This window comes from Pseudomonas sp. URMO17WK12:I11 (assembly GCF_007677725.1).
Taxonomy (GTDB): Bacteria; Pseudomonadota; Gammaproteobacteria; order Pseudomonadales; family Pseudomonadaceae; genus Aquipseudomonas.
In genome coordinates this window covers 18,798-44,217 of the sequence record NZ_VEDF01000001.1, presented here as the reverse complement: position 1 = coordinate 44,217, position 25,420 = coordinate 18,798, and the positions used below count along the sequence as shown (strand labels likewise).

Below are 25,420 nucleotides of genomic sequence, written 5' to 3'. Positions count from 1 at the left end.
ACTACTGCGGCATAGCCAGCGGGCTGGGCGAGACCAACACGCCATTGTTGTCGGCATACAGGTACTCCCCAGGGCGGAAGGTGACGCCGGCAAACGTGACCGCCACGTTGAGGTCGCCAACGCCGCGCTTGTCGGTCTTCATCGGATGGCTGGCCAGGGCCTGGACGCCGACGTCGGTCTGGATCAGCACATCGACATCACGTACGCAGCCGTAGATCAGCAGGCCTTCCCAGCCGTTGCTGGCGGCTTTTTGCGCGAGCATGTCGCCGAGCAGGGCACGGCGCAGCGAACCGCCGCCATCGACTACCAGGACCTTGCCCTTGCCATCGAGCTCGACCTGCTCCTTGACCCGTGAGTTGTCCTCGAAGCACTTGATGGTGACGATCTGACCACCGAACGAATCACGGCCACCGAAGTTGCTGAACATCGGTTCGAGCACCTGAACCAGGTCAGGATAGGCATCGCACAGGTCGGGCGTTACGTAATGCTGCATGGCAAGCTCCTGTCAGTCATAACGAAAGCGGTTATGGGCCAAGGCTACACCGTCCAGGTCGTTGCAGTCATCCGAGACCGTTCAGTCAGTTCAGCGCCAGCGGTTGGGCCTGCGCCGTGGCGACATGCACGGCCAGCGCAGGCTCGCGCAACCAGCGCTCGACCAGTGGCCATACCTGCACCTGGGCCGCTTTGCTGACCAGCATGTCGACATGGCCAAACGCCTCGAAGCCCTCTTCGCGGCCCAAGCGCAAGAACTGCTTGCACGCCCCGCCCCACTGTTCATAGAGCTTGCGACACGCCCACACCGGGTCTTGCGCATCGCCGGCGCCAGCCACCGCCAGCAGCGGCGTGGACACCTGCGCAAGGCCCGCCCACCAGTCGTTGCGCGTGTCGCCGAAGCGGCCGAACAGCCCGTGCCAACGCAGGCTTTCGAACGCCAGGCCAAGGGGTTCGTCTTCTGGCCCGCGCTTGAAGCGCGGCCCGGAAATCTGCCCCCAGCGCTTGAGGATCAGTTTCGCCCCCCACACCAGTGGTGGCACTTTCAGCAGCCAGTACCTGCGGCTCACCTGGGTCCCGAACAGCGCCACGCTGGCGACCAGTTGCTCGCCCAGGAACCCACCACCCAACGCCGCCGCCAGCGTCGTTCCGCCCAGCGAGTGACCTATCCAGTGCGGGGCCTGGCCCGATTGCTCACGCACGAATGCGCCGATCACCGGCAGATCGTCACGGGCGTAGTCGGCGACGCAATTGCGCTGCCATTGCTGGTTGCGCGGCGACAGGCCGTGGCCGCGCATTTCGGCGATCCACACATCGAAACCGGCGCGCGCCAGGTACGCGCCAAGGCCAATCCCCTTGGGTGAGTACCAGAAACGCCGGTTGGAGAAACTGCCGTGCAACAAGATCACCGGCACGCCCTGGGGCTGCTCCTGGTCGGCCAGGCCCAGACGGGTTACGGCCAGCTCGACACTGGGGTCGGCAGCATTGCCGGCCTTGATTCGATAGACATCTTCACTGAGATCACCGCGACGCTCGGCACTGAGCAGGGCCACGGGAAACAAGTTGCTACTGCTTTGCATAAGGTTGCTTAACGCACAAAAAAGGGCGGGTTCCATTACTGGAGCTCGCCCTGGAAAAAAACCAGGCGAGGGTGCGCCAGATGCACCCTCGCATTTCACCGTATCACGCTGCGCCTGGGCCTTCGGCTAGGAAGAACCAGGTTTCGAGCACCGAGTCCGGGTTCAGCGACACGCTTTCGATGCCTTGTTCCATCAGCCACTTGGCCAGGTCCGGGTGGTCCGACGGGCCCTGGCCGCAGATGCCGATGTACTTGCCCGCCTTGTTGCACGCGGCAATGGCGTTGGCCAACAGCTTCTTGACCGCAGGATTGCGCTCGTCGAACAGGTGCGCAATGATCCCCGAGTCGCGGTCCAGGCCCAGGGTCAGCTGGGTCAGGTCGTTGGAGCCGATCGAGAAGCCGTCGAAGTACTCGAGGAACTCTTCGGCGAGGATGGCGTTGGACGGCAGCTCGCACATCATGATCACACGCAGGCCATTGTCGCCACGGGCCAGGCCGTTCTCGGCGAGCAGGTCGACGACCTGGCTGGCCTCGCCCAGGGTGCGCACGAACGGCACCATGATCTCGACGTTGGTCAGACCCATCTCGTTGCGCACGCGCTTGAGCGCACGGCACTCGAGCTCGAAGCAATCGCGGAACGATTCGCTGATGTAACGCGAGGCACCGCGGAAGCCCAGCATCGGGTTTTCTTCTTCGGGCTCGTAGAGCTTGCCGCCGATCAGGTTGGCGTACTCGTTGGACTTGAAGTCCGACAGGCGCACGATGACCTTTTTCGGGTAGAAGGCCGCCGCCAGGGTGCTGATGCCTTCGACCAGCTTCTCGACATAGAAGCCGACCGGGTCGTCGTAGCCAGCGATGCGCTTGTCGACGCTTTCTTTCAGGTCGGCCGGCAGGCCGGCGTAGTTCAGCAGCGCCTTGGGATGCACGCCGATCATGCGGTTGATGATGAACTCCAGGCGCGCCAGACCGACGCCTGCGTTGGGCAGCTGAGCGAAGTCGAAGGCGCGGTCGGGGTTGCCGACGTTCATCATGATCTTGAATGGCAGCTCGGGCATGGCATCGACCGAGTTCTGCTTGACGTCGAAGCCCAGCTCGCCCTCGAAGATGAACCCGGTGTCGCCTTCGGCGCAGGAAACGGTCACGCCCTGGCCGTCTTTGAGCACCTGGGTGGCGTTGCCGCAGCCAACCACGGCTGGAATGCCCAGCTCACGGGCGATGATCGCCGCGTGGCACGTACGCCCGCCACGGTTGGTGACGATGGCGCTGGCGCGTTTCATCACCGGCTCCCAGTCCGGGTCGGTCATGTCCGACACCAGCACGTCGCCTGGCTGGACCTTGTCCATCTCGGACACATCGTTGATCACGCGGACCTTGCCGGCGCCGATGCGCTGGCCGATGGCGCGGCCTTCGACCAGCACGGTGCCTTTTTCCTTGAGCAGGTAGCGCTCCATGACGTTGGCACTGGCGCGGCTCTTGACCGTCTCGGGACGTGCCTGGACGATGTACAGCTTGCCGTCGTCACCGTCCTTGGCCCACTCGATGTCCATCGGGCGCTGATAGTGCTGCTCGATGATCATCGCCTGCTTGGCCAGTTCGTTGACTTCCTCGTCGCTCAGGCAGAAGCGCGCACGTTCGGCGCGGTCGACCTCGACGGTCTTGACCGAGCGGCCGGCCTTGGCTTCGTCGCCGTAGACCATCTTGATCGCCTTGCTGCCCAGGTTGCGGCGCAGGATCGCCGGGCGACCGGCCTGCAAGGTCTGCTTGTGCACATAGAATTCGTCAGGGTTGACCGCACCCTGTACCACGGTTTCGCCCAGGCCGTAGGCGCCGGTGATGAACACCACATCGCGGAAACCCGATTCGGTATCGAGGGTGAACATCACGCCGGCAGTGCCGGTTTCCGAGCGGACCATGCGCTGCACGCCGGCCGACAGGGCCACCAGCTTGTGGTCGAAGCCCTGGTGCACGCGGTAGGCGATGGCGCGGTCGTTGAACAGCGAGGCGAACACTTCCTTGGCCGCGCGGATCACGTTGTCGACGCCACGGATGTTGAGGAAGGTTTCCTGCTGACCGGCGAACGAGGCGTCCGGCAGGTCCTCGGCGGTGGCCGACGAGCGCACGGCCACCGCCATGTTGTCGTTGCCTTGGGCCATTTCGGCGAACGCGCTGCGGATCTCGGCATCCAGGCGCGCCGGGAACTGCGCTTCCATCACCCACTGGCGGATTTGCGCGCCGGTCTTGGCCAGGGCGTTGACATCGTCGACATCCAGCGCATCGAGCGCGGCATGGATCTGGTCGTTCAGGCCACTTTGTTCGAGGAAATCACGATACGCCTGAGCCGTAGTGGCAAAGCCGCCCGGCACCGATACACCAGCACCGGCAAGGTTGCTGATCATCTCGCCCAGGGATGCATTCTTGCCCCCCACATGCTCCACATCGTGGACGCCGAGCTTATCGAGGGAAACTACGTACTCTACCAAGGTGATCTCTCCACTAACTGTATTGGAAAAGCTCAAGGGCGCCCGCCTGCCTGATCTGACTGGGCCGGACGCTTGTGGCCTGTACCTGGAAATTAGGTTCGTAAAATATGGCAGAATGCAAACTGCCGCATTCGGCAAAGCGAACTTATCATATCCAAGAAACGTCATCAGCTTAAGGCCCAGATCGCAAATGAAACGAACCGCGTTCTTCATCTCCGATGGCACCGGTATCACTGCCGAAACCCTGGGTCAGAGCTTGCTCGCTCAATTCGAGAGCATTCCATTCAATAAATTCACCCGTCCCTACATCGACTCGCCGGACAAGGCGCGGACCATGGTGCAGCAGATCAACGCTGCCGCCGAGCGCGACGGCATGCGACCGATCATCTTCGACACCATCGTCAACCAGGACATCCGCGAGATCCTGGCCACCTCGAACGGGTTCATGATCGACATCTTCTCGACCTTCCTGTCGCCGCTCGAACAGGAACTGACCGCCCATTCTTCCTATTCGGTGGGGAAATCCCACTCGATCGGTGGCAATTCCAATTACATGGAGCGCATCGAGGCGGTGAACTTCGCGCTGGACAACGACGACGGCGCGCGTACCCACTACTACGACAAGGCCGACCTGATCCTGGTTGGCGTGTCGCGGTGCGGCAAGACCCCGACCTGCCTGTACATGGCGATGCAGTTCGGCATCCGTGCGGCCAACTACCCGTTGACCGAGGACGACATGGAGCGTTTGCAATTGCCGGCGGTGCTGAAGAAGTACCAGCACAAGTTGTTCGGCCTGACCATCGACCCCGACCGCCTGACCGCCATCCGCCACGAACGCAAGCCCAACAGCCGCTATTCGAGCTTTGCCCAGTGCGAATTCGAAGTGCGCGAGGTCGAGAACCTGTTCCGCCGCGAAAACATCCCCAACATCAACTCCACGCATTTTTCCGTGGAAGAGATTTCAGCGAAGATCCTGGTCGAGAAAGGCGTGGAACGCAGGTTCAAGTAGCAGCGGCAAGCTGCAAGCTGCAAGCAAAACCCACAGGGTCAGCTTGCAGCGTGCAGCTAGCCATCGGCAGCTAGCTGCCAATGGCTCAGGAAGGCACGACCGCCGCCTGCCCGCTCATCGCCAGGTCGACCAGCTCGCGGTTGGCCACTGCGTACATCGCGTAGTCATTGCCCGTGGCGTTGCGCAGGTCATCGAGCATGGCGCGCCAGCGCTCGACCATCACCCGGTGCTGCTCGGCCCACAAGGCCACGCGCGCGTCCATGTCCTGCGGGGCGTCGGCCATCTGCAGGACAGAGATGGTGATGGCACGCTGCTGCAAGTCGATGTCGTCGCGGAACGCCTCACGGGCCAGGGCCTGCCAGTTGTTCTCCACCGGCAGGTTGCTGATCTCCTGCAGATACCAGGTCAGGTCCAGGGCGCTGCCAACGGCGAAGAACGCCTTGGCCACCTGCGCCGGGTCATGGCCGGTGACATCCGAGGCTTCGATGATCGGCAGCAGCGTGTACAGGTGGGTAGTGCCGGCCACCATGCGCGCCAGCAACTCAGGCACACCGGCATCGACGAAGCTCTGATAGCGCACCATCCAGCGCTCGCGAGTCGGGCCTTCGAGCAGCTCGTCGAGCTTCAGGCCCAACTGCGCGATCTTCGGCCCAAAGTGCGCGCTGTCGCGACCGGCATCCTGCTCGTTGCGGCGGCTGCGCAGGAACCAGCGGGTGGCGCGGCGGCCCAGGCGCATCAGCTCGTCCATCAGGGTCAGCTGAATTTCTGCGGGCACCTGATAGTCCAGGGACTCGATCTGGCGGAACCAGTGCGGCAAATGGAAGATGTCGCGCACGATCACATAGGCCCCGGCGACATTGGCCGGGCTCATGCCCGTGGACTCCTTGAGCCGCTGCACGAAGGTGATGCCCATGTTGTTGACCAGGTCGTTGGCGATCTGGGTGCTGACGATCTCACGCTTGAGGCGGTGGCGACGCATGGCCTCGGCGAACTTGCTGACCAGTGACGGCGGGAACGCGGTTTCCATGTCGCGGGTCAGGTAGTCGTCGTCCGGTACCTGCGACTTGAGCAACTGTTCCTTGAGGTCGATCTTGCTGTAGGAGATCAGTACCGACAGCTCGGCACGGGTCAGGCCATGGCCTGCCGCCAGGCGCTCGGCCAACTGCTCTTCCGAAGGCAGGAACTCGATGGCGCGGTCGAGCTTGCCTCGGCCTTCGAGGTCAGCCATCAGGCGCTTGTATTCGGCGATGCGTTCGCGGGCACGGCGGTGCGCCAGCGACAGCGCCTGGGTCTGCTTGTAGTTGTTGCCCAGCACCAGGGCGCCGACTTCGTCGGTCATGCTGCCCAGCAGCTGGTTGCGCTGCTTCTCGGTCATGTCACCACCCTGCACCACTTCGTTGAGCAGGATCTTGATGTTGACCTCGTGGTCGGAGCAGTCCACGCCACCGGCGTTGTCGATGAAGTCGGTGTTGGTGGCGCCGCCATTGAGGCCGAACTCGACGCGGCCGAGCTGGGTCATCCCGAGGTTGCCGCCCTCGCCCACCACTTTGCACCGCAGCTCATTGCCATTGACGCGCAACGCGTCGTTGGCCTTGTCGCCGACATCGGCGTGGCTTTCGCTGCTGGCCTTGACATAGGTGCCGATGCCGCCGTTCCAGAGCAGGTCGACCGGGGCCTTGAGCAGTGCGTGCAGCAGTTCGGTCGGGGTCAGCCGATCGGCTTCGATGGCGAAGCGCTGCTTCATCTGCGGGCTGATGGCAATGCTCTTGGCGCTGCGCGGGAAAATACCCCCGCCCTCGGACATGATGCTGCTGTCGTAGTCGGTCCAGGCCGAGCGCGGCAGGTCGAACAGGCGCTTGCGTTCGGCGAAGCTGGTGGCCGGATCCGGATTAGGGTCGATGAAGATGTGCAGGTGGTTGAAGGCCGCCACCAGTTGCAACTTGTCGGACATCAGCAAGCCGTTGCCGAACACGTCACCGGCCATGTCGCCGACGCCGATCACGGTGATCGGGTCTCGTTGCACGTTGATGCCGCGCTCGCGGAAATGGCGCTGCACGCCAACCCAGGCACCGCGGGCCGTGATGCCCATCTTCTTGTGGTCGTAACCGGCCGAACCGCCGGAAGCGAAGGCATCACCGAGCCAGAAGCCGTAGTCGATGGCGATGCCGTTGGCGATGTCGGAGAAGGTCGCGGTGCCTTTGTCGGCGGCGACCACCAGGTACGGATCGTCATCGTCATGCCGCACCACGTTGGCCGGCGGCACCACGCCGCCTTCCTTGAGGTTGTCGGTGATGTCGAGCAAGCCGGAGATGAAGATGCGGTAGCACGCCACGCCTTCGGCGGCGATTTCGTCGCGGCTGCCGCCCAGTGGCAGGCGCCGTGGCAGGAAGCCGCCTTTGGCACCGACCGGCACGATCACCGAGTTCTTCACCTGCTGGGCCTTGACCAGACCCAGCACTTCGGTGCGGTAGTCCTCTTCACGGTCCGACCAGCGCAAACCACCACGGGCAACATTGCCGAAGCGCAGGTGCACGCCCTCGACCCGTGGCGAGTAGACGAAGATCTCGAACTTGGGCACCGGCTTGGGCAGCTCCGGGATCAACCGCGGGTTGAACTTGAAGCTGAAGTACGACTTGCTCTGGCCGTTGGCGTCAGGCTGGTAGAAGTTGGTGCGCAAGGTGGCCTTGATCAGGTCCAGGTAGCGGCGCAGGATGCGGTCTTCGTTGAGCACCTGGACCTCGTCCAGGGCATTGAGGATCGCCTGCTCCAGACGCTGCTGCTTGTCGTCCAGGTCGTCGTTGGTCAGTTTGCGCGCCAGGTAGAAACGGGTCTTGAACAGCCGCGTCAACTCGCGAGCGATATCGGTGTGGTTGTTCAGGGTACTGGCGATGTAGCCCAGGTCGAAGCCCAGGCGGATCTGCTTGAGGTAGCGCGCATAGGCGCGCAGCAGCGCCACATCGCGCCACGGCAGGCCGGCAGTGAGCACCAGGCGGTTGAACGCGTCGTTCTCGGCGTCGCCCTGGACGATATGGATGAAGGCATCTTGCAGGGTGTCGTTGAGCTGCTGGATATCCAGGTCCAGGCCTTCGCTGTAGGTAAAGGCGAAGTCATGGATCCAGTACTCGCGGCCATTGGCGTGGCGCAGCCGGTAGGGGAATTCGCCAAGCACGCGCAAGCCCAGGTTTTCCAGGATCGGCAGCACGTCCGACAAGGCCAGCGGCGTGTCGGCATGGTACAGCTTGCAGTGCAGCAGGCGCTCACCCAGGCGGGTCAGCGGCTGGTAGAAGCTCATCGCCAGTGGTTTGCTGTCGGACAGTGCAACCACGTGCTGCAGGTCGACCACGGCCGAATGCGCCGGGAAGCGCTCGCGGTAACCGGCCGGGAAGCCTTTGGGGAAACCAGCGAGGATGTTGGTGCCCTGGGCCTCGCCAAAGTTCTCGACGACCAGCGCCGAGTAGTCGTCCTGCCAGGAACGGCAGGCCTGGATGACTTCTTTTTCCAGCTGCTGAGGGTCGATGTCGATACGGTTTTTCGGGTCGACCCGCAGAATCAGCTGCACGCGCGCCAACACCGACTCGGAGAAGAATGTCCAGAACTCGCAATCGCTGGCTTTCAGGCGCTCCATCAGCACCTGCTGGATCTTCTGCCGGACCTCGGTGGAGTAGATCTCGCGCGGCACGTAGGCCAGGCAGTAGCAGAAGCGCCCGTAGGGATCCTTGCGCAGGAAGACGCGAATCTTGTTGCGTTCCTGAATCTGCACAATGGCCATGACCGTGGTGTACAGCTCATCGACCGGGGTCTGGAACAGGTCGTCACGCGGCAGCACTTCAAGCACCTGGGCCAGCTCCTTGCCCAGGTGCGCCTTGGCGTCGAACCCGGAGCGGCGCTCGACCTCGGCGACCTTGACGCGGATGTAGGGGATGGCGTGCACGCTTTCGCCGTACACCGTGGAGGTGTACAGGCCCATGAAGCGATGTTCCTTGATGACCTTGCCGGCGCTGTCGAGCTGGCGGATCGACACGTAGTCCGGATAGCCCGGACGATGCACGCGGCTGGGCAGTGCGGCCTTGGCGAACGACAACAGCAACGGCTCGTTGAGGTAGGCTACGGCGTAGTCTTCGATACGCAGTTCTTCGGCCGTCAGGCCTGCGCGCAGGCGCCGTGGCAGGCCCAGGAAGGACTGTTCGTCATACACCATCTGGCCGCCGGCGCTGTCGGCCTGGACGGTGAATTCTTCATAGCCGAGGAAGGTGAAGTGGTTGTCCAGCAGCCACTCGAGGAACGCCTTAACCTCGCCCTTCTCATGCTGGGCCGGGCCGTAGGCGGTGTCTTCCACCAGCGCGACGACTTCACGCAGCTTGGCCTTCATCGGTTCGAAATCGGCGACTGCCACGCGCACTTCGGCCAGCACCTGCTCGATCTCGCGGGCCAACACGTTCAGCTCGGCGGCATTGGCGGTGCGGTCGATTTCCAGGTACATCAGCGATTCATGGGCAACACCCTCGCCCTGGCTGCCCTTGGGCAGCAGCTCGAGCAATTGGCCATCGGCGCCACGGCGCACGCTCAGCACCGTGGTCTGCAGGGTGTGAATGCTGTAGCCGCGACGGTTCAGCTCGGTGCGTACGGAGTCGACCAGAAACGGCAGGTCGTGGTGCAGCACTTCGACCACGCTGTGGGTCGACTGCCAGCCGTTGCGTTCATAGTCGGGGTTGTAGACCCGGACCTGCGGGTGCTCGGGGTCGAAGCGCTCGACGATGCGCCAGGCCGACAGGGTGCAACCGGCCAGGTCAGAGAGCCTGCGCTGCGTGAGTTCGTCCAGAGGGATGATGCCGAAGAACTGCTCGGCGAACAGTGCCACTTGTGGCAGGGACTGTTCGCTGATGTGCTGGGCCAGGACCGCTTGCAGTTGATGCTGGAAGTCGGCTTTGCTGGCTGCGGTGAAGAACGCCATCTGTGGTACTCCGCTTGGGCTTTGTAATAGTTGAAGCGTCGCGCGCGTGCGCCATGGTCACGGGTCAACGATAGCCAAGCCGTGCCAGGGCGAACGGTGAAAAACCAGACGTTGAGCGTGCCAGGCACGTTCAGGGCTCGCCGAAGCTTAACGACTGAGCGGTCATTACCGCTTGCGAGGCTGCGACAATTTCGGTCAAGGGCTGGCAACTTTACGTTTATGGATGCCCGCAAGGCTGTCAGAATTCCCTCCCATCACAGAAAACCCGAGTCGTAGCCATGCAAATCCACACCGCCGTGCTGTTCGCCACCCCTTGCGATGATGAGGAAGACAACATGGCGACGCTGTGCTGCCACAGCGACAAGGGGCAGATGTTCCTGCTCACCCGCTACCCCGACGAGGACACCGTGGACCTGACCCTGGACGATGAGCCCTCGACGCTGGACGGCTTGAAAGCGACCTTGAGCGCCCAGCGGCTGCTGATCGAGGTGGCGGCCGGTGATCGCGATGCGCTCAAGGGTGATGAAACCCTGGAGATCCTCCTGACCTCGGCGGCGACCGACCTTGAGGAGGTAGCGCTGACCTTGCGCAACATTCTCGACGGCACCGGCACGTTCGTCAGCGAGCTATAAGCACGCTCGACCGCCGGCAGGCAACCCGGCAAAGGTCACGCGCAGATTTCGACGCGGCATCGCGGATAGATTAAAGTAGGCTCCCCTGCCAGGCTGCCCGCACCCTGGCGCAGACCCAGGAACCGTCGCCGATGGAACACCGTGAAGCGCTCAATGCGCTACGCACCTTTCTTTCCTCCCAGATCCTAGGCCAGGAGAAACTGGTCGAGCGGCTGCTGATCGTGCTCCTGGCGGACGGCCACATGTTGGTCGAGGGCGCGCCGGGATTGGCCAAGACCAAGGCCATCAAAGAGCTGGCAGAAGGCATCGAGGCGCAGTTTCACCGCATCCAGTTCACCCCCGACCTGCTCCCAGCCGACATCACCGGTACCGAGATCTACCGTCCGGAAACCGGCAGCTTCGTGTTCCAGCAGGGGCCGATCTTTCACAACCTGGTCCTGGCCGACGAGATCAACCGGGCGCCGGCGAAGGTGCAGTCCGCGCTGCTCGAGGCCATGGCCGAACGTCAGGTCAGTGTCGGGCGCAGCACCTACGACCTGTCGCCGCTGTTCCTGGTGATGGCGACGCAGAACCCCATCGAGCAGGAAGGCACCTACCCACTGCCCGAGGCACAACTGGACCGCTTCCTGATGCATGTGAAGATGGGCTTTCCCGACGCGGCCGTGGAGCGACGCATCCTCGCCCAGGCCCGTGGCGAAGCCCTGGGTGGCGAGGTCAAGCCCGAGCGCCGTGTCAGCCAGCAGGCGATCTTCGCTGCGCGCAAGGAAATCCTTGGCCTGTACATGGCCGACGCGGTGGAGGAATACCTGGTGCAACTGGTCATGGCCACGCGCACGCCGGCCAAGTTCGATGCCGAGTTGGCCGACTGGATCGCCTACGGCGCCAGCCCACGCGGTTCGATCGCCTTGGATCGCTGCGCGCGCGCCCACGCCTGGCTGGCCGGGCGCGACTTCGTCAGCCCCGAGGACATCCAGGCGGTGCTGTTCGACGTACTGCGCCACCGCATCATCCTGTCGTTCGAAGCCGAAGCAGCAGGCGTCGACCAGGACCGCGTGGTCCAGCGCATCCTCGACGTCGTTGCCGTCGCCTGAGCCATGCCCACTCGCCCGCAGGCCGAACCCGGCATCCGCATCGGCCTGGCCGAGCTGATCGACATGCGCCACCGCGTGCGCGAAATCCAGCTGTTTTCACGGCCCGGCCAGCGCAGCCCGCTGGTGGGCCTGCACCATTCCAAGCTGCGTGGGCGCGGCGTGGACTTCGACCAGGTGCGGGTTTACCAAGCTGGCGACGATGTGCGCAACATCGACTGGCGGGTCACCGCGCGCACCCAGGAACCGCACACCAAGTTGTTCCATGAAGAGCGCGAGCGGCCGATCTTCATCCTTGTCGAGCAGAGCCAGCGCCTGTTCTTCGGCTCCGGCCAGGTATTCAAGTCGGTGCTGGTCGCCCAGGCGGCCGCGTTGTTCGGCTGGGCCGCGCTGGGCCACAACGACCGGATCGGCGGCTTGGTGTTTGGCGACAACGAACACCACGAGATCAAGCCACGGCGCAGCAAGCAAAGTTTGCTGCAGCTGCTCAACCGTCTGGCCAAGGTCAATCAGGCCTTGCACACCGAAGCCACGCCTCAGGCCGACAGCCTCGGCCTAGCCCTGCGCCGGGCGCGCGAGGTGCTGCGCCCCGGCAGCCTGGCCATCGTCATTTGTGACGAGCGTTCCTTGAGTGCCCAGGCCGAACAGCACTTGGCCATGCTTTCGCGCCACTGCGACCTGCTGCTGATGCCGGTGTCCGACCCCCTCGACCATGCGCTGCCCGCGGCCGGCCTGCTGCGTTTCGCCCAGCGCGGTGCACAGCTGGAGCTCGATACCCTCGATGCCAGTCTGCGCCAGGCCTACCGGCAACAGGCCGAAGCGCGCGTCGAGCGCTGGGAGCTGATGGCGCAGAAGCTGCGGGTACTGCTGATGCCGCTGAGCACCCAGAGCGAGATGCTCGAACAGCTGCGCGAATACCTCAACGCCCAGCGCCCGGGCAATGCCCAATGAACCCGTTGGACCAACTGCAACCCCTGATCGAGCCAGCGCCGATCGGCCTCTGGCCGCCGGCACCGGGCTGGTGGTTGCTGCTGGCGCTGTTGCCGGTGCTGGGCTGGGGGCTGTGGCGGCTGCGGCGCTGGCGCCCTGGCAAGCGCCCAGTGGTGCGCAGCGAGTTGCCGCTCGACCCGGTGCGCGCCGAAGCCTTGGCCGAGCTTGCCCGCCTGCCCCGCCCCTTCGACGGGGCGCCGGCCGGCGCTTGGCTGCAACAGATCAATGCATTGCTCAAGCGCCTGTGCCGTAATCATTACCCCGGCGCCAACAGCCATACGCTCAACGGTCGGCAGTGGCTGGCGTTTCTCGACAACCGCTGCCCGGCCGCTGGCCTGACTCGCTGGATGGTACTGGTCGAGGGCGCCTACAAGCCCGAGTGCAAGCTGGACGACAAGGCCATCGCCGGGCTCAGCCAGGCGGTGGAAACCTGGATTCGCAAACATGTTTGAATTGGCCTGGCCATGGATCTTCGTGCTGCTTCCCCTGCCCTGGCTGGCACGCCTGCTGCTGCCCGCTGCCGACAGTGGCGAGCCGGTGCTCAAGGTGGGCTTTCTCGACGAGCTCGAAGGCCTGGCCGGGCGCCGTGCTCGCCTGAACTTGCCGACTTTGCGCCAACAGGCGCCGTACGTGCTGATCTGGCTGCTATTGCTGGTGGCTGCAGCGCGCCCGCAGTGGCTGGGCGAGCCGGTGCCGGTGGCCGCCAGCGGTCGCGACCTGATGGTGGCGGTGGATGTCTCAGGCTCGATGGACTTTCCCGACATGCAGTGGCATGACGAGGACATCAGCCGCCTGGACCTGGTCAAGGCGCTGCTGGGCGATTTTCTGCAGGAGCGCAAAGGCGACCGGGTCGGCCTGATCCTGTTCGGCAGCCAGGCGTACCTGCAAGCCCCGCTGACCTTTGACCGGCGTACCGTGCGCACCTTCCTCGATCAGGCGCAGATCGGCATCGCTGGCAAGAACACGGCGATCGGCGACGCCATCGGCCTGGCGGTCAAACGCCTGCGCGAACGGCCGGCGCAAAGCCGGGTGCTGGTGTTGATCACCGATGGCGCGAACAACGGCGGGCAGATTCACCCGCTGACCGCTGCCCGCCTGGCGGCCCAGGAAGGCGTGCGCATCTACACCATCGGCATCGGCGCCAACCCCGAAGCCAGCGGCACCCCGGGCTTGCTTGGGCTGAACCCGAGCCTGGACCTGGACGAAGCCTCGCTCAAGGAGATCGCCGACATCACCCAGGGCGCTTACTTCCGGGCCCACGACGGCGCCGAACTGGATGCGATCGGCAACACCCTCGATCGCCTCGAGCCGGTCGCCCAGCAGCCGACCCAGGCGCGCACGGCCAAGGCACTGTACGCCTGGCCGCTGGCCCTGGCCCTGCTGCTCAGTGTGCTGCTGGTGGCGGCGGTGCAGTGGCCGGACAACCTGCTGCTCAAGGCCATGCGCAAGCCCCGCTTCCTGCAACCCCATCCAGAATGGCGGCAGCGTCTCAAACGCCTGCGCCTGCGGAGGCGGCGATGATCGACCTGTGGCCGCAATGGTTGCGCCCGCTGTGGCTGCTGGCTGTGCCGCTGCTGGGCTGGCTGCTGTTCAAGCTCTGGCACCGCCGCAAACGCGCCGGGCGCTGGCAGGTGATTCTGCCGGTGGCGTTCCACCCGGTGCTGCTGGGCGGTGGTAGCGGCAACCAGAACAAACTGCCGTGGGTCGCCCTGGGGCTGGCCTGGCTGCTGATCGTGCTGGCGCTGCTCGGACCCAGCTGGCAGCGCCTGGAAGAAACCCGCCAGCGCCCGGCTGACCCGCTGGTGATTCTGCTGGAGTTGACCCCGCAGATGCTCGCCGAGGACGTCGCCCCCAATCGCCTGCAACAGGCCCGGCGCAAGATCCTCGACCTGCTCGAACACCGCCGCGATAGCCAGACTGCGCTGATCGTCTACGCCGGCAGCGCACATACGGTGGTGCCGCTGTCCGATGACCTGGGCACCACGCGCAACCTGCTGGAGTCGATCGACCCATCGATCATGCCCAAGGCAGGCCAACGCGCCGATCTGGCGGTGCAGAAGGGCCTGGCGCTGCTGGCCCAGAGTGGCCTGGGCCAGGGCCGCTTGCTGCTGGTCGCCTCGGCGCTCAGCGCAGGCGAGCGGCAGGGCATCAGCCAGGCCCTGGGGCGCCATGGACCGAGCCTATTGATGCTGGGCATCGGCACCAGTGACGGCGCCCCCGTACGCCAGGCCAATGGTGAATACCTCAAGGATGATCAAGGTGACATCCTCGTGCCCCGCCTCGACGGCGCTGGGCTCAAAGCCTTCGTCAATGCCACCGGCGGTCGTTACCGCCATGCCCGCCTCGATGACCTCGACCTGCGCGGCCTGGGCCTGTTCGATAACCCGCGCCAATTGCGCGACGCCGGGCAGACCCTGCAACTGGACAGCTGGGCCGACCAAGGCTATTGGCTGCTGTTGCCGCTGCTGCTGCTGGCGGCCTGTGCCGGACGTCGCGGCTGGCTGTTCTGCCTGCCATTGCTGCTGGCCCTGCCGCAGCCAAGCCAGGCCTTTGAACTCGCAGACCTGTGGCTACGCCCCGATCAGCAAGGCCAGCGCCTGCTGTCGCAACAGCAACCGGCCCGGGCAGCCGAGCGCTTTCACGATCCGCAATGGCGTGGTGTGGCGCTGTACCAGGCCGGTGACTATACAAGAGCCGCCGAGGCGTTCGCGCAGACCGACAGCGCCGCCGCGCACTACAATCGGGGCAATGCCCTGGCCCGCAGCGGTGAACTGGAAGCGGCGCTGGATGCCTATGAGCAGGCGCTGGAGCGCCAACCCGATCTACAACCGGCGTTGGCCAACCAGGCCTTGGTCGAGCAACTGCTGCTGCAGCGTCAGGGCGAGGCACAGGAGCAACCGGCCAACGGCGACGCCCAAGGTTCGCCCGGCAATGACACCGATGGCAACAGCAGCTCGGCCAGCAGTGCCGCGCCTGGCAGTCCAGGCGAGCAAAGCGCGGCCAATGCCGAACAGGCTGGCGACGGCAATGGCAAGAGCCAGGGCGCGCCGGGTAACCAGGCCGGCGACGATGACAGCCTCACCCAGCCGCCGCAGCGCCCGGCCTCGACCAGCCTCGACGCCGAACAGCGCCAGGCGCTGGAACAATGGTTGCGCGAGATCCCAGACAACCCGGCGCAGTTGCTGCGGCGCAAATTCTGGTATGAACAGCAATTGCAACAGGGAACCCCACCATGAGTCGCCTCGGCGTCTTTCTCTTGAGCCTGCTATGGACCTTGATGGCCCAGGCGCTCCCGACCCTGCAGGCCAGCGTCGACCGCACCCGCGTAGAGGCCGGCGAATCCCTCGAGTTGACGCTCGAAAGCCAGGACGTCACGCAGTTCGGCAAGCCCGACCTGAGCGCGCTCGAAGGCGATTTCGAGGTTCGCGGTACACGCCAGCTGAACAGCCTGCACACCCTCGATGGTGAAACCCGTGCCAGCACCCGCTGGATCATCACGCTGCTGCCACGGCGCAGTGGCAGCCTGCGCATCCCCGAGTTGCAGCTGGGGCAATCGCGCAGCCAGGCCATCGACTTGCAGGTGATGCAGGCCGACCCCAGCCGTGCGGACAGCGCCTCGCAAGTCTTCATCGAGGCAACGCTCGATACGCAGGAAGTCTACGTCCAGGCCCAGGCTGTCCTGACCCTGCGTATCTATCACTCGGTGTCGCTGTACGACGACAGCAACCTCAGCCCCCTGCAGCTGGACAACGCCAAGGTCGAACCGCTGGGTGAATCGCGCACCTACGAGAAGGAAATCAACGGCGTGCGCCATGGGGTGATCGAAACCCGCTATGCGCTGTATCCGCAGCAGAGCGGCAGCCTCGATGTGCCGTCGCTGACCTTCACGGCCACCGCCGCCGACACGGCCCAACAACCCGCCGGCAGCTCGCGCGTGGGCCGGCAGGTGCAAGTCCGCTCGCTGCCGCTGCGCCTGACGGTGCGGCCGATTCCGCCAGCGTGGCCGGCCAACGCGCCCTGGCTACCGGCCCGCGGCCTGAGCCTGGAGGAGCACTGGAGCCCCGACCCAGCAAGCCAGCAACCGCAGATCGGCGACTCGTTGACCCGCCGCGTCACGCTGCGCGCCGAGGGCCTGTCGAGCACCCAGTTGCCGCAGTTGCCGGCCACCGAAATCGCCGGCTTGCGGCGCTACCCGGACCAACCGCTGCTGCGCAACGAAATCAGCGAGCGCGGCATGACCGCCAACCGCGAGGAACGCGAAGCGCTGGTGCCGGTGCACAGCGGCGCACTGGCCCTGCCATCGCTGGAAGTGACCTGGTGGAACACCCGGGAGGATCACCTGGAGCACAGCAGCTTGCCAGCGCGCACCCTGAACGTGCAGGACAACCCGGCATTGAGCGCGCAGGCGCCGGTGGGCGACAGCAGCGGCACGCCGTCCCTGCTCTGGCCGTGGCAGCTGGCCACCCTGCTGCTGGCCCTGACCACGCTGCTGGGCTTTGGCCTATGGTGGCGCGCCCGCTCGCAGCCGGCGGTGTTGCGCGCCGCGCACAGCGGGCCGAGCCCGCGCACGCTGCTCGACGACCTCAAGCGCGCCTGCCAGGCTAACGACCCGCAAGCCACACGTCAGGCGCTCGATGCCTGGGCGCGCCAGCAACCGCAGACGCTGGCCGAGATGGCCGCGCGCTTCGTGCCGCTGTCCGATGCACTGGATGGCCTGAACGGGGCGCTGTACAGCGAAAGCGGGCAGTACTGGCAAGGCGAGGACCTGTGGCGGGCAATCGGCACCATTCCGCCCGCCGAGCAGGTCGAGCTGCCGGTCAGTGAGGGCGGCAGCTTGCCGCCGCTCTATCCGAAATGACGACAATGTCGACTTGCAGCGCCGCCTGCAACAACTGCTTATAGCCACTCTGTGCCTTGTCTGATCACTTCCACATCACCTAACTGGTTCTGCTTCACAAGCGGGCGCCACTTCTCAGCTAACAGTGCGTACATCAGAGGGGTATTCTGCGGACTGATCATGTTTTGCTTTTCAGTTGCCAGGCGCATCAAAAATTGCAGGGGTGCTTGATGTAACTGCTTGGCATCGAGCGGAGCCCCCCCCAGCTCCGCGTTGACCGCTGCAGAACCCAGTTCGTTATAAGCGCCCACTCGTGCAGCATCGACGAAAGGCTTTATTGTTTTGGGCGGATGCATTGTGGAGAAGTGAGCAGCGCCACTGACAGGAATTGAACGAGCGAAAGGCGCGGGGCGAGACGCGACGAAAGGCGGGGCAGCAGGCCTGTTGGCAGGGGGGCCGAGGACTGGCCGAGGCATATGCCCGTCAGGATCCACCTGATTGACTGGATCATTCGAACAGTAGCCATAGCAATTGATCCCTCCTGCCCCAAAAGGGCTTGCGTTGTCCGCAGACAGAAACCGCATCAGCACTGGGCTGAGCGCGCGATACCCGTTACCCAGGAAATACTTCGCTACTTCGACGGACAGTAGCTCGCCAGTGAAGCCGAGTGTCGTCCAAAGTGCGCAGGTGTATCCGTATACCGAATACGCTTGTGTCGCCATAGCAGGCCTCGTACAGGTTGACTAAGGAACCGCTGGTGCTTCCAAAATGATTCTGGCGCCACTGCACAGTGCTGTACAACTGATGAAAATGCTAGGTGGACCAGGTCAGCCTTGAGCCAAAATCCGGTGTCGTCGAGCCCAAGGCCTCCTCGAAGGGGCATCTCACAATTTCCTCCCTGCCCACTTGCGCTACCATAGCGCCCCACTAAACCGGCTCTTCCAACAGGTTCTCCATGCGTCTGTTTCACACCTCCGACTGGCACCTGGGCCAAAGCCTACACGGCCAGGAGCGCGACTTCGAACACGCCTGCTTTCTCGACTGGCTGCTGGGCCAGCTACAGCTGCGCCAGCCTGACGCGCTGCTGATCGCAGGCGACATCTTCGACACGGTCAACCCGCCGGTCAAAGCCCAGGAGCGGCTGTACGAGTTCATTGTCCAGGCCCACGAGCAGCAGCCCAAGCTGGACATCGTGATGATCGCCGGCAACCACGATTCCGGCTCGCGCATCGAATTGCCCGCCGCGCTCATGCGCCGCTTGCGGACCCACGCGCTGGGCCGGGTGCATTGGCTGGATGAAGGCCGACTGGATGCCGAGCGCCTGCTGATCCCGCTGACCAATGGTCGCGGCAAGGTCGCCGCCTGGTGCCTGGCCCTGCCCTTCCTGCGGCCGGCGGAAGTCACTGGGCCGCTGCTGGGCGATGATTACCTGCAAGGCATCACCCAGGTGCACCAGCAGCTTATTGGCGCGGCGCTGCAAAAGCGCAAGAAGGACCAGGCACTGATCGCCATCAGCCATGCGCACATGGCTGGCGGTGCGGTGTCCGAGGACTCCGAACGCAGCCTGATCATTGGCAATGCCGAAGCGTTGCCGGCCAAGCTGTTCGACCCAGCCATCAGCTATGTCGCCCTCGGCCATCTGCACAAGCCGCAGAAGGTCAACCGCGAGAGCCGTATCCGCTACAGCGGCTCGCCGATCCCGCTGTCGTTCGCCGAGATCAATTACCCGCATCAGGTGCTGGAGGTGGAGCTGCAAGGCAGTGAACTGCTCAGCGTCGAAGCCCGCCCGGTGCCCCGTGCCGTCGCGCTGCAGCGCCTCGGGCCCGCGCCACTGGGCGAGCTGCTCGAACAACTGGCCGAGCTGCCGGTGGTCGATCTGCTCGAGGACCCCAACCGCCAGCCCTGGCTCGAAGTCCGGGTGCGCCTGGATGAGCCACAACCAGACCTGCGTCAGCAGATCGAAGCGGCGCTGCAGGGCAAGGCGGTGCGCCTGGTGCGCATCAGCGCCGAGTATGCCGGCGCGGGCCTTGGCGAGCAGGCGCTGGAGTTCGTCGAACTGGCGCAGATGACCCCGCAGGACCTATTCAGCCGAGCCTGGGAGCAGGCTTACGGCAACCCAGTGGATGAACAAACACTGGCCGACTTCGCCTTGTTGCTGCAAGACGTCCAGTTGCAGGAGGAGCAGCCATGAAGATTCTCGCCATCCGCCTGAAGAACCTGGCCTCACTCGCCGGCCCAGTGGACATCGACTTCACTGCCGAACCGCTGGCCAGTGCCGGGCTGTTCGCCATCACCGGCCCCACCGGCGCCGGCAAGAGCACCCTGCTCGATGCCTTGTGCCTGGCCCTGTTCGGCACGGTGCCACGGCTCAACGCCATCGGCCGTGAAGCCAAGGTGCCGGACGCCGAGGGCGACATTCCCACCTCCGACCCACGCAACTTGCTGCGCCGCGGCACTGGCAACGGGTTTGCCGAGGTCGACTTCGTCGGCATCGACGGCCACCGCTACCGCGCGCGTTGGGAAGCCAACCGAGCGCGTGACAAGGCCAGCGGCAAGCTGCAACTGAGCCGTCAGAGCCTGTACGACCTGGACAGTGAACAACTGCTGGGCAGTGGCAAGCAGGAGTACAAGCAGCTGATCGAAGCGCGCCTGGGCCTGAACTTCGAGCAGTTCACCCGGGCGGTGATGCTCGCCCAGAGCGAATTCAGCGCGTTTCTCAAGGCCGATGACAAAGACCGCAGCGAATTGCTGGAAAAGCTCACCAACACGGCCATCTATACCCGCCTCGGCCAGCGCGCCTTCAGCAAGAGCCGCGAGGCTGGAGAGGCGCACAGCGCCCTCAAGGAGCGCGCCAGTCATCTGCTGCCGATGCCGCCTGAGGCCCGCGCCGAGCTCGATCAGCGCCTGGAGCAGGCGCAACAGCAATTCAAGGCCGACCAGGCCGGCGAGCGCCAGTTGCAGGCGCAACGCACGTGGCTCGAGCAACGACGCCAATTGCACGCCCAGCTCAGCGAAGCACAAGCAGCCTTGCACGCGGCCGAGCAGCAATGGCAGCAATTGGCCGAACAGCGCACCGACTTGCAGCGCCTGGAACGGCTTGCCCCGCAGCGTCATCAGTTCCATCGCCAGCAGGTGCTCACCGCGCAAATGACGCCCTTGGCCGCGCACATTGCCGAGCAGCAGCGCCTGCTCACCACGCTGCAAGGCCAGAGCCACGAATCGGAACAGGCGCTGATAACCGCCCGCGCAGCCCTGGCGCAGTGCCAGGCCATGCAGGGCGAAAACGCGCCACGGCTGCGTCAGGCCTTCGCCACGCAGGACACGCTGGCGCGTCTGGAGCAGGAGCTGGCGAGCCAGCGCAGCAGCGTCGAGCAGGCGCAGGCGACACTGGCCGAGGCTCAGCAGCACGTGCAGGGCACCGAACAGCAACAACAGCGCAGCGAACAGCAGCTGTTGCAGATCGACACCGCCCTGGCCGACAGCCAGCACCTGGCGGAACTGGCCAACGCCTGGCAAGCCTATCTGCCGCAGCTCAAACAGGTAATGCTGGTGGGCGGCCGCCTGGCCAAGGGTCGCGAGGAACTGCCGAGCCTGCAAGCGCGCGCCAGCCAGGCCAATGCCCAGTGGCAGGCCCAGCGCGACCAACTCGATGTGCTGTTTCGCGAGGCCAAGGCCGAACCGCAAGCGCTGGCCGAACAGATCGACCTGCTGGGCAGCATGCTGCAGGACAACCGCAAGCAGCATCGCGCCGTCGAAGAGGCTTCGCGCCTGCATGGGCGCGAACTCGAACTGCGCCAGCAGCTCGACGCCCTGCAGCAGCGCCAGCAGCAGGGCATGCAGCAACGTAAGCAGCTGATCGCCCAAGGCACCGCGGCCAAGGCCGAGCTCGAGACGGCCGAGCAGGCCCTCAAGCTCACGCGCCAGCTGCTGGAACGCCAGCGCCTGGCGCGCAACACCAGTGTCGAAGAACTGCGCAGCCAGTTGCGCGATGGCGAACCGTGCCCGGTGTGCGGCAGCGCCGAGCACCCGTTTCATCAACCTGAAGCGTTGCTGCAGAGCCTTGGCCGACACGACCAGGCCGAAGAGCAGGCGGCGCAGCAGCAGGTGCAAACGCTCAACGGCAACTTGGTCGAACTGCGCACCCAATTGGGCGTGGTCAACGCCCAGCTCAAGGATGCCCAGCAGCATCAGCAGCACCTGAGCGAGCAGTTGCAGGCGGCGACCTCGCAATTGCAGGCTCACAGCCTCTGGCCTGCCCTCGCCACGCAGGATGACCAGGGCCGCAACGCCTGGCTCGATAGCCAGCTGCGGCGCCTTGACGAAGAGATCGGCGCGGACGAAAAACGCCAAAGCGCCCTGCTCACCTTGCAAAAAGACGCCGCGCGCCTGGCTCAGCAGCTGCAGGCAGCAGAGCAAGCGCAGCAGCAGGCGCAGCGCCAACTCGAGCAGCAGCATCAAGCCTTGGCCAGCGATCAGCAGCAGCTCGAGCGCGGGCTGGCCGATCTGGCAGAGGTATTGCCGGCCGATGTCCTCGACGCGCTGAGCAACGATCCTACCACCGCGTTTCTGGCCCTCGATCAGCAGATTGCCCAGCGCCTGCAGCAGTTGCAGCAGCGCCGTGACGAAGCCCAAGAGCAACAGGCCCGCCAGCTGCAGTTGGACAAGCTGCGCGATCGACAGCAGGCCCGCGATCAGCAGCTGCAGCAGCTGCAGCAGCAGCTGGCCACACTCGACGTCCAGCGCCAGCACGCCCAGGCGTCGCTTGCCGAGTTGCTGGGCGAGCAGCCCAGCGCAGACGCCTGGCAGCTGCACCTGGACAGCCAGCTCGAGCAGGCCCGCGCCTTGGAGGCCGATACCGCCCAGCGCCTGCAAGCGCTGCAGACCGACGGCGTACAGCTGAGCAGCGAGCTCAAGGCCAACACCCAGCAACTGCAAGCGCTGGGCGCTGAGTGCCAGCAGCTACAGGGCGACATCGAGCGATGGCGTGCAGCGCATCCTGAGCTCGATGACGCCGGGCTCGATCGGCTGCTGGCTATCGATGAGCAGCAGATGGTCACCTTGCGCCAGCACCTGCAGGGCGCCGAAAGAGCCATCGAGCAAGGCCGTGTGCTGCTCGCGGAGCGCGAGCAGCGCGTGCAGCAACATGCGGCCCAGATGAACGTCGAAGCTTCGGTCGAAGACCTCGAACAGGCACTGCTCGCGCTGGGTGAGCGGCTCGCCAGCCAAGAGCAGCACTGCGCCGAACTGCGCGCCCAACAAGCCGATGATCAGCGCCGACAGCAAGCCAGCGAGGAACTGGCGGCGCACATCGAACAGGCCAATCAGCAGTGGCAACGTTGGGCGCGACTGAACGCGCTGATCGGCTCAGCGTCGGGTGATGTGTTCCGCAAGATCGCCCAGGGCTATAACCTCGATCTGCTGCTGCACCATGCCAATACGCAACTGCGCCAGCTGGCCCGCCGCTATCGCCTCAAACGCGGCGGCAGCGCCCTGGGCCTGCTGGTGCTGGATACCGAGATGGGCGATGAGCTGCGCTCGGTGCATTCGCTGTCGGGTGGCGAGACCTTCCTGGTTTCCCTGGCATTGGCCCTGGGCCTGGCGTCGATGGCGTCGAGCACCCTGCGCATCGAGTCGCTGTTCATCGATGAAGGCTTCGGCAGCCTGGACCCGGAGTCGCTGCAGTTGGCCATGGACGCGCTGGACGGCCTGCAGGCCCAAGGCCGCAAGGTCGCGGTGATCTCTCACGTGCAGGAGATGCATGAGCGTATTCCGGTGCAGATCCAGGTGCGCCGTCAAGGCAACGGCCTGAGCGATGTACAGGTGTGTGGATGATCCTCTATTCGTTCCGCCGCTGTCCGTGGGCCATGCGCGCGCGCCTGGCGCTGCGCTACGCCGGCTGTGAGGTCGAGATTCGCGAGGTGGCGATGAAGAACAAGCCGGCGCACTTGCTGGCCCTCTCGCCCAAGGGCACGGTGCCGGTGCTCGACACCGGCACCGAAGTTCTTGAGGAAAGCCTGGATATCATGCGCTGGGCGCTGGCATGCAACGACCCGCAGGACTGGCGCTTGACCGGCGACCCGCAGGCAGCGCAACAAGGTGATGCGCTGATCGCGCGCAACGACAGCACGTTCAAGGCGCAGGTGAACCTCTACAAGTATGCCGAGCGCCACCCCCAGCACAGCCGCGGGTTTTACCGCCAGCAGGCAGAAGCCTGGCTGGCGGAACTGGAGCAGCTGTTGGCGGCGCACCCCTACCTGCTGGCCGAGCATCCCAGCCTGGCCGACGCAGCGCTGCTGCCGTTGATGCGCCAATTCGCCGGGGTGGAACCGCAGTGGTTCGCCCAGGCCCCCTACCCGCGCTTGCGCGGCTGGTTGCAGGCCTGGTTGGCCTCGCCCCTGTTCACCGCGGTGATGGCGAAACCCCAGTGACGGGCGCAGGCCGACTCAGTCGAGAAACTTCAAATCCGACGGTGCTGGCTGATTGAAGGTCTGTACCGTCTCCCCCAGTTTGCCGGTGCGCGGATCACGGCGCATGACGACGATCTGGTTGCTCTTCTGGTTGGCTACCAGGACGAAATGATCGGTGGGATCCAGGGCGAACTCGCGGGGATGATCGCCCTCGACCGTGCGCCGTTGCAACAGGGTCAGCTGGCCATCGTCCTGGCCTACGCTGAACACCACGATTTCGTTGGCCGTGCCGCGGTTGCTGACGTACAGGAACCGCCCATCCGCCGAGAGGTGCAGGCCACCGGACGCCTTGGCAGCCGCATCCGCCTGGTCGGTCAAGGCCAGGCGCTGACGCTGCTGCAGGGCGTCGTCCTTGACCTCGAACATGACGACTTCGCCACTCATCTCGAGGGTCAGGTAAGCATGGCGTCCCTTGGCATCGAACAACAGATGGCGCGGCCCGCTGCCTGGCGGCAAGTCGACCGAAGCCGGGATGGCAGGGCTCAACGGGCGATCGGCACTGGCTCCGTCATAGCGGTAGATGAACACCTTGTCAGCGCCCAGGTCGCTGGCATAGACATGCTGGCCATCGGGTGAGAGCACCAACGAGTGCACATGGGCGCTGGCCTGGCGTTCGGGGTTCACGCCGCTGGGCGTATGGCGCAGCTGCTGGACCGCTGGCTTGAGCGTGCCGTCCTTGGCCACCGGAATCACCACCAGACTGCCACCCGGATCGGGCGCAACGGCATAGTTGGCGACGAACAGGTAACGCTGATCGCGGCTGAGGCTGGCGTGGGTGGGCTCGTCGCCGCGGCTGCCGACCTGGTTGAGCGGCTTGATCTCGCCGTTGCTGCTGAGGCTGAAACTGCTCACCTTGCCGTCGGGTGTTTCATTGACACTGAACAGCTGGCGCTGGTCGGCCGACAGCACCAGCCACGACGGGCTGACACTCTTGACCACCTGCAGCGGCGTCGGCTCGATCTTGCCGCGCTTGCTGTCGAACTGGTAGCGGTAGATGCCCTGGCTCTGGCCATAGGTGTAGCTGCCCACCAGCAAGGTTGCAGCCTGCGCGGGGATCATCGTACTCATCAGGCTAACGCTCAGCAGGCAGGTTTGGGTCCACTTCTTCATCATCTTCATCCGGGGCGCGAAAGGCACTCATACAGACTAGCCGATGCTCGCCCTGTTCATCGGCGAGTTGCCATTGGTCGTGCTCGCCAACGGCGGCAGCGATCTGCTCGGGGGTAAACGACCAGCGCCGCAGTTGGCGGCCGTCCATGCACTCGATGCTGAGGCCGGATTCGTCGCAGGTGAAGTCGAAGGCGTGCAGGCCATCGATCAGGAGCATGTCGCAGGAGGCGAGCGCAGTGGCGAGAGGAGACATGGCGATACCGTGAAAAAAATGAGCCGGCAGTAT

Annotated in this window: 18 protein-coding genes; 11 read left to right on the top strand and 7 right to left on the bottom strand. The window is 64.8% G+C overall.

What is annotated here, in order from left to right:
• Position 1: 1 nt before the first annotated feature.
• The 3 genes from rraA to ppsA all read right to left on the bottom strand — a co-directional run bounded on the left by rraA (position 2) and on the right by ppsA (position 4,050).
• Entirely contained in the window at positions 2 to 493 is a 492-nt protein-coding gene (gene rraA, locus FS665_RS00175) for a ribonuclease E activity regulator RraA (protein WP_145181577.1), read from the bottom strand.
• 85 nt (positions 494 to 578) lie between these two features.
• Entirely contained in the window at positions 579 to 1,571 is a 993-nt protein-coding gene (locus tag FS665_RS00170) for an alpha/beta fold hydrolase (protein WP_256674872.1), read from the bottom strand.
• Between the two features lie 103 nt (positions 1,572 to 1,674).
• Positions 1,675 to 4,050, bottom strand: coding sequence for a phosphoenolpyruvate synthase (ppsA, locus tag FS665_RS00165; protein ID WP_145181574.1), 2,376 nt, complete (start codon positions 4,048 to 4,050; stop codon positions 1,675 to 1,677).
• A gap of 190 nt (positions 4,051 to 4,240) precedes the next feature.
• Here ppsA and FS665_RS00160 point away from each other — a divergent pair, with 190 nt between their 5' ends.
• On the top strand, positions 4,241 to 5,059 hold the full coding sequence (locus FS665_RS00160) for a pyruvate, water dikinase regulatory protein (protein WP_145181572.1): 819 nt from the start codon (positions 4,241 to 4,243) through the stop codon (positions 5,057 to 5,059).
• A gap of 85 nt (positions 5,060 to 5,144) precedes the next feature.
• Here the strand turns inward: FS665_RS00160 and FS665_RS00155 are convergent, their stop codons facing one another.
• Positions 5,145 to 10,010 (bottom strand): NAD-glutamate dehydrogenase, encoded by a 4,866-nt coding sequence (locus FS665_RS00155; RefSeq protein ID WP_145181570.1) that lies wholly within the window; start codon positions 10,008 to 10,010, stop codon positions 5,145 to 5,147.
• Between the two features lie 278 nt (positions 10,011 to 10,288).
• Between FS665_RS00155 and FS665_RS00150 the strand changes: the two genes are divergently transcribed.
• The 7 genes from FS665_RS00150 (at position 10,289) to FS665_RS00120 (ending at position 17,578) form a co-directional block, all read left to right on the top strand.
• Positions 10,289 to 10,642: a hypothetical protein gene (locus tag FS665_RS00150; RefSeq protein ID WP_145181569.1), complete on the top strand. Its 354-nt coding sequence runs from the start codon at positions 10,289 to 10,291 to the stop codon at positions 10,640 to 10,642.
• A 131-nt stretch (positions 10,643 to 10,773) separates the two neighbouring features.
• Positions 10,774 to 11,733 (top strand): MoxR family ATPase, encoded by a 960-nt coding sequence (locus FS665_RS00145; RefSeq protein ID WP_145181567.1) that lies wholly within the window; start codon positions 10,774 to 10,776, stop codon positions 11,731 to 11,733.
• A 3-nt stretch (positions 11,734 to 11,736) separates the two neighbouring features.
• Positions 11,737 to 12,681, top strand: coding sequence for a DUF58 domain-containing protein (locus tag FS665_RS00140; protein WP_145181565.1), 945 nt, complete (start codon positions 11,737 to 11,739; stop codon positions 12,679 to 12,681).
• On the top strand, positions 12,678 to 13,172 hold the full coding sequence (locus tag FS665_RS00135) for a DUF4381 domain-containing protein (RefSeq protein ID WP_145181563.1): 495 nt from the start codon (positions 12,678 to 12,680) through the stop codon (positions 13,170 to 13,172). Before FS665_RS00140 ends, FS665_RS00135 begins: the two co-directional genes overlap by 4 nt.
• Positions 13,165 to 14,241 (top strand): VWA domain-containing protein, encoded by a 1,077-nt coding sequence (locus tag FS665_RS00130; RefSeq protein ID WP_145181561.1) that lies wholly within the window; start codon positions 13,165 to 13,167, stop codon positions 14,239 to 14,241. The genes FS665_RS00135 and FS665_RS00130 overlap by 8 nt, the downstream gene beginning before the upstream one ends.
• Positions 14,238 to 15,956, top strand: coding sequence for a tetratricopeptide repeat protein (locus tag FS665_RS00125; protein ID WP_145181559.1), 1,719 nt, complete (start codon positions 14,238 to 14,240; stop codon positions 15,954 to 15,956). The genes FS665_RS00130 and FS665_RS00125 overlap by 4 nt, the downstream gene beginning before the upstream one ends.
• The gene (locus FS665_RS00120; RefSeq protein WP_145181558.1) at positions 15,953 to 17,578 is read left to right on the top strand and encodes a BatD family protein; all 1,626 of its coding nucleotides are present in this window, start codon (positions 15,953 to 15,955) and stop codon (positions 17,576 to 17,578) included. Before FS665_RS00125 ends, FS665_RS00120 begins: the two co-directional genes overlap by 4 nt.
• Positions 17,579 to 17,616: 38 nt before the next feature.
• Here the strand turns inward: FS665_RS00120 and FS665_RS23830 are convergent, their stop codons facing one another.
• Positions 17,617 to 18,279 (bottom strand): RHS repeat-associated core domain-containing protein, encoded by a 663-nt coding sequence (locus tag FS665_RS23830; RefSeq protein ID WP_145181556.1) that lies wholly within the window; start codon positions 18,277 to 18,279, stop codon positions 17,617 to 17,619.
• Between the two features lie 233 nt (positions 18,280 to 18,512).
• Between FS665_RS23830 and FS665_RS00110 the strand changes: the two genes are divergently transcribed.
• From FS665_RS00110 to FS665_RS00100, 3 genes are read left to right on the top strand one after another with little or no spacing between them, the layout of a single operon-like run.
• Positions 18,513 to 19,748, top strand: coding sequence for an exonuclease SbcCD subunit D C-terminal domain-containing protein (locus FS665_RS00110; protein WP_145181554.1), 1,236 nt, complete (start codon positions 18,513 to 18,515; stop codon positions 19,746 to 19,748).
• On the top strand, positions 19,745 to 23,389 hold the full coding sequence (locus tag FS665_RS00105; RefSeq protein WP_145181552.1) for an AAA family ATPase: 3,645 nt from the start codon (positions 19,745 to 19,747) through the stop codon (positions 23,387 to 23,389). The genes FS665_RS00110 and FS665_RS00105 overlap by 4 nt, the downstream gene beginning before the upstream one ends.
• Positions 23,386 to 23,985 (top strand): glutathione S-transferase, encoded by a 600-nt coding sequence (locus FS665_RS00100; RefSeq protein WP_145181550.1) that lies wholly within the window; start codon positions 23,386 to 23,388, stop codon positions 23,983 to 23,985. The genes FS665_RS00105 and FS665_RS00100 overlap by 4 nt, the downstream gene beginning before the upstream one ends.
• A gap of 15 nt (positions 23,986 to 24,000) precedes the next feature.
• Here the strand turns inward: FS665_RS00100 and FS665_RS00095 are convergent, their stop codons facing one another.
• Both FS665_RS00095 and FS665_RS00090 read right to left on the bottom strand, forming a co-directional pair.
• Positions 24,001 to 25,092, bottom strand: coding sequence for a lactonase family protein (locus FS665_RS00095; protein WP_371921209.1), 1,092 nt, complete (start codon positions 25,090 to 25,092; stop codon positions 24,001 to 24,003).
• Between the two features lie 4 nt (positions 25,093 to 25,096).
• Complete coding sequence (locus FS665_RS00090) at positions 25,097 to 25,387, bottom strand: DUF5629 family protein (RefSeq protein WP_145181546.1); 291 nt, start codon at positions 25,385 to 25,387, stop codon at positions 25,097 to 25,099.
• Between the last annotated feature and the right edge of the window lie 33 nt (positions 25,388 to 25,420).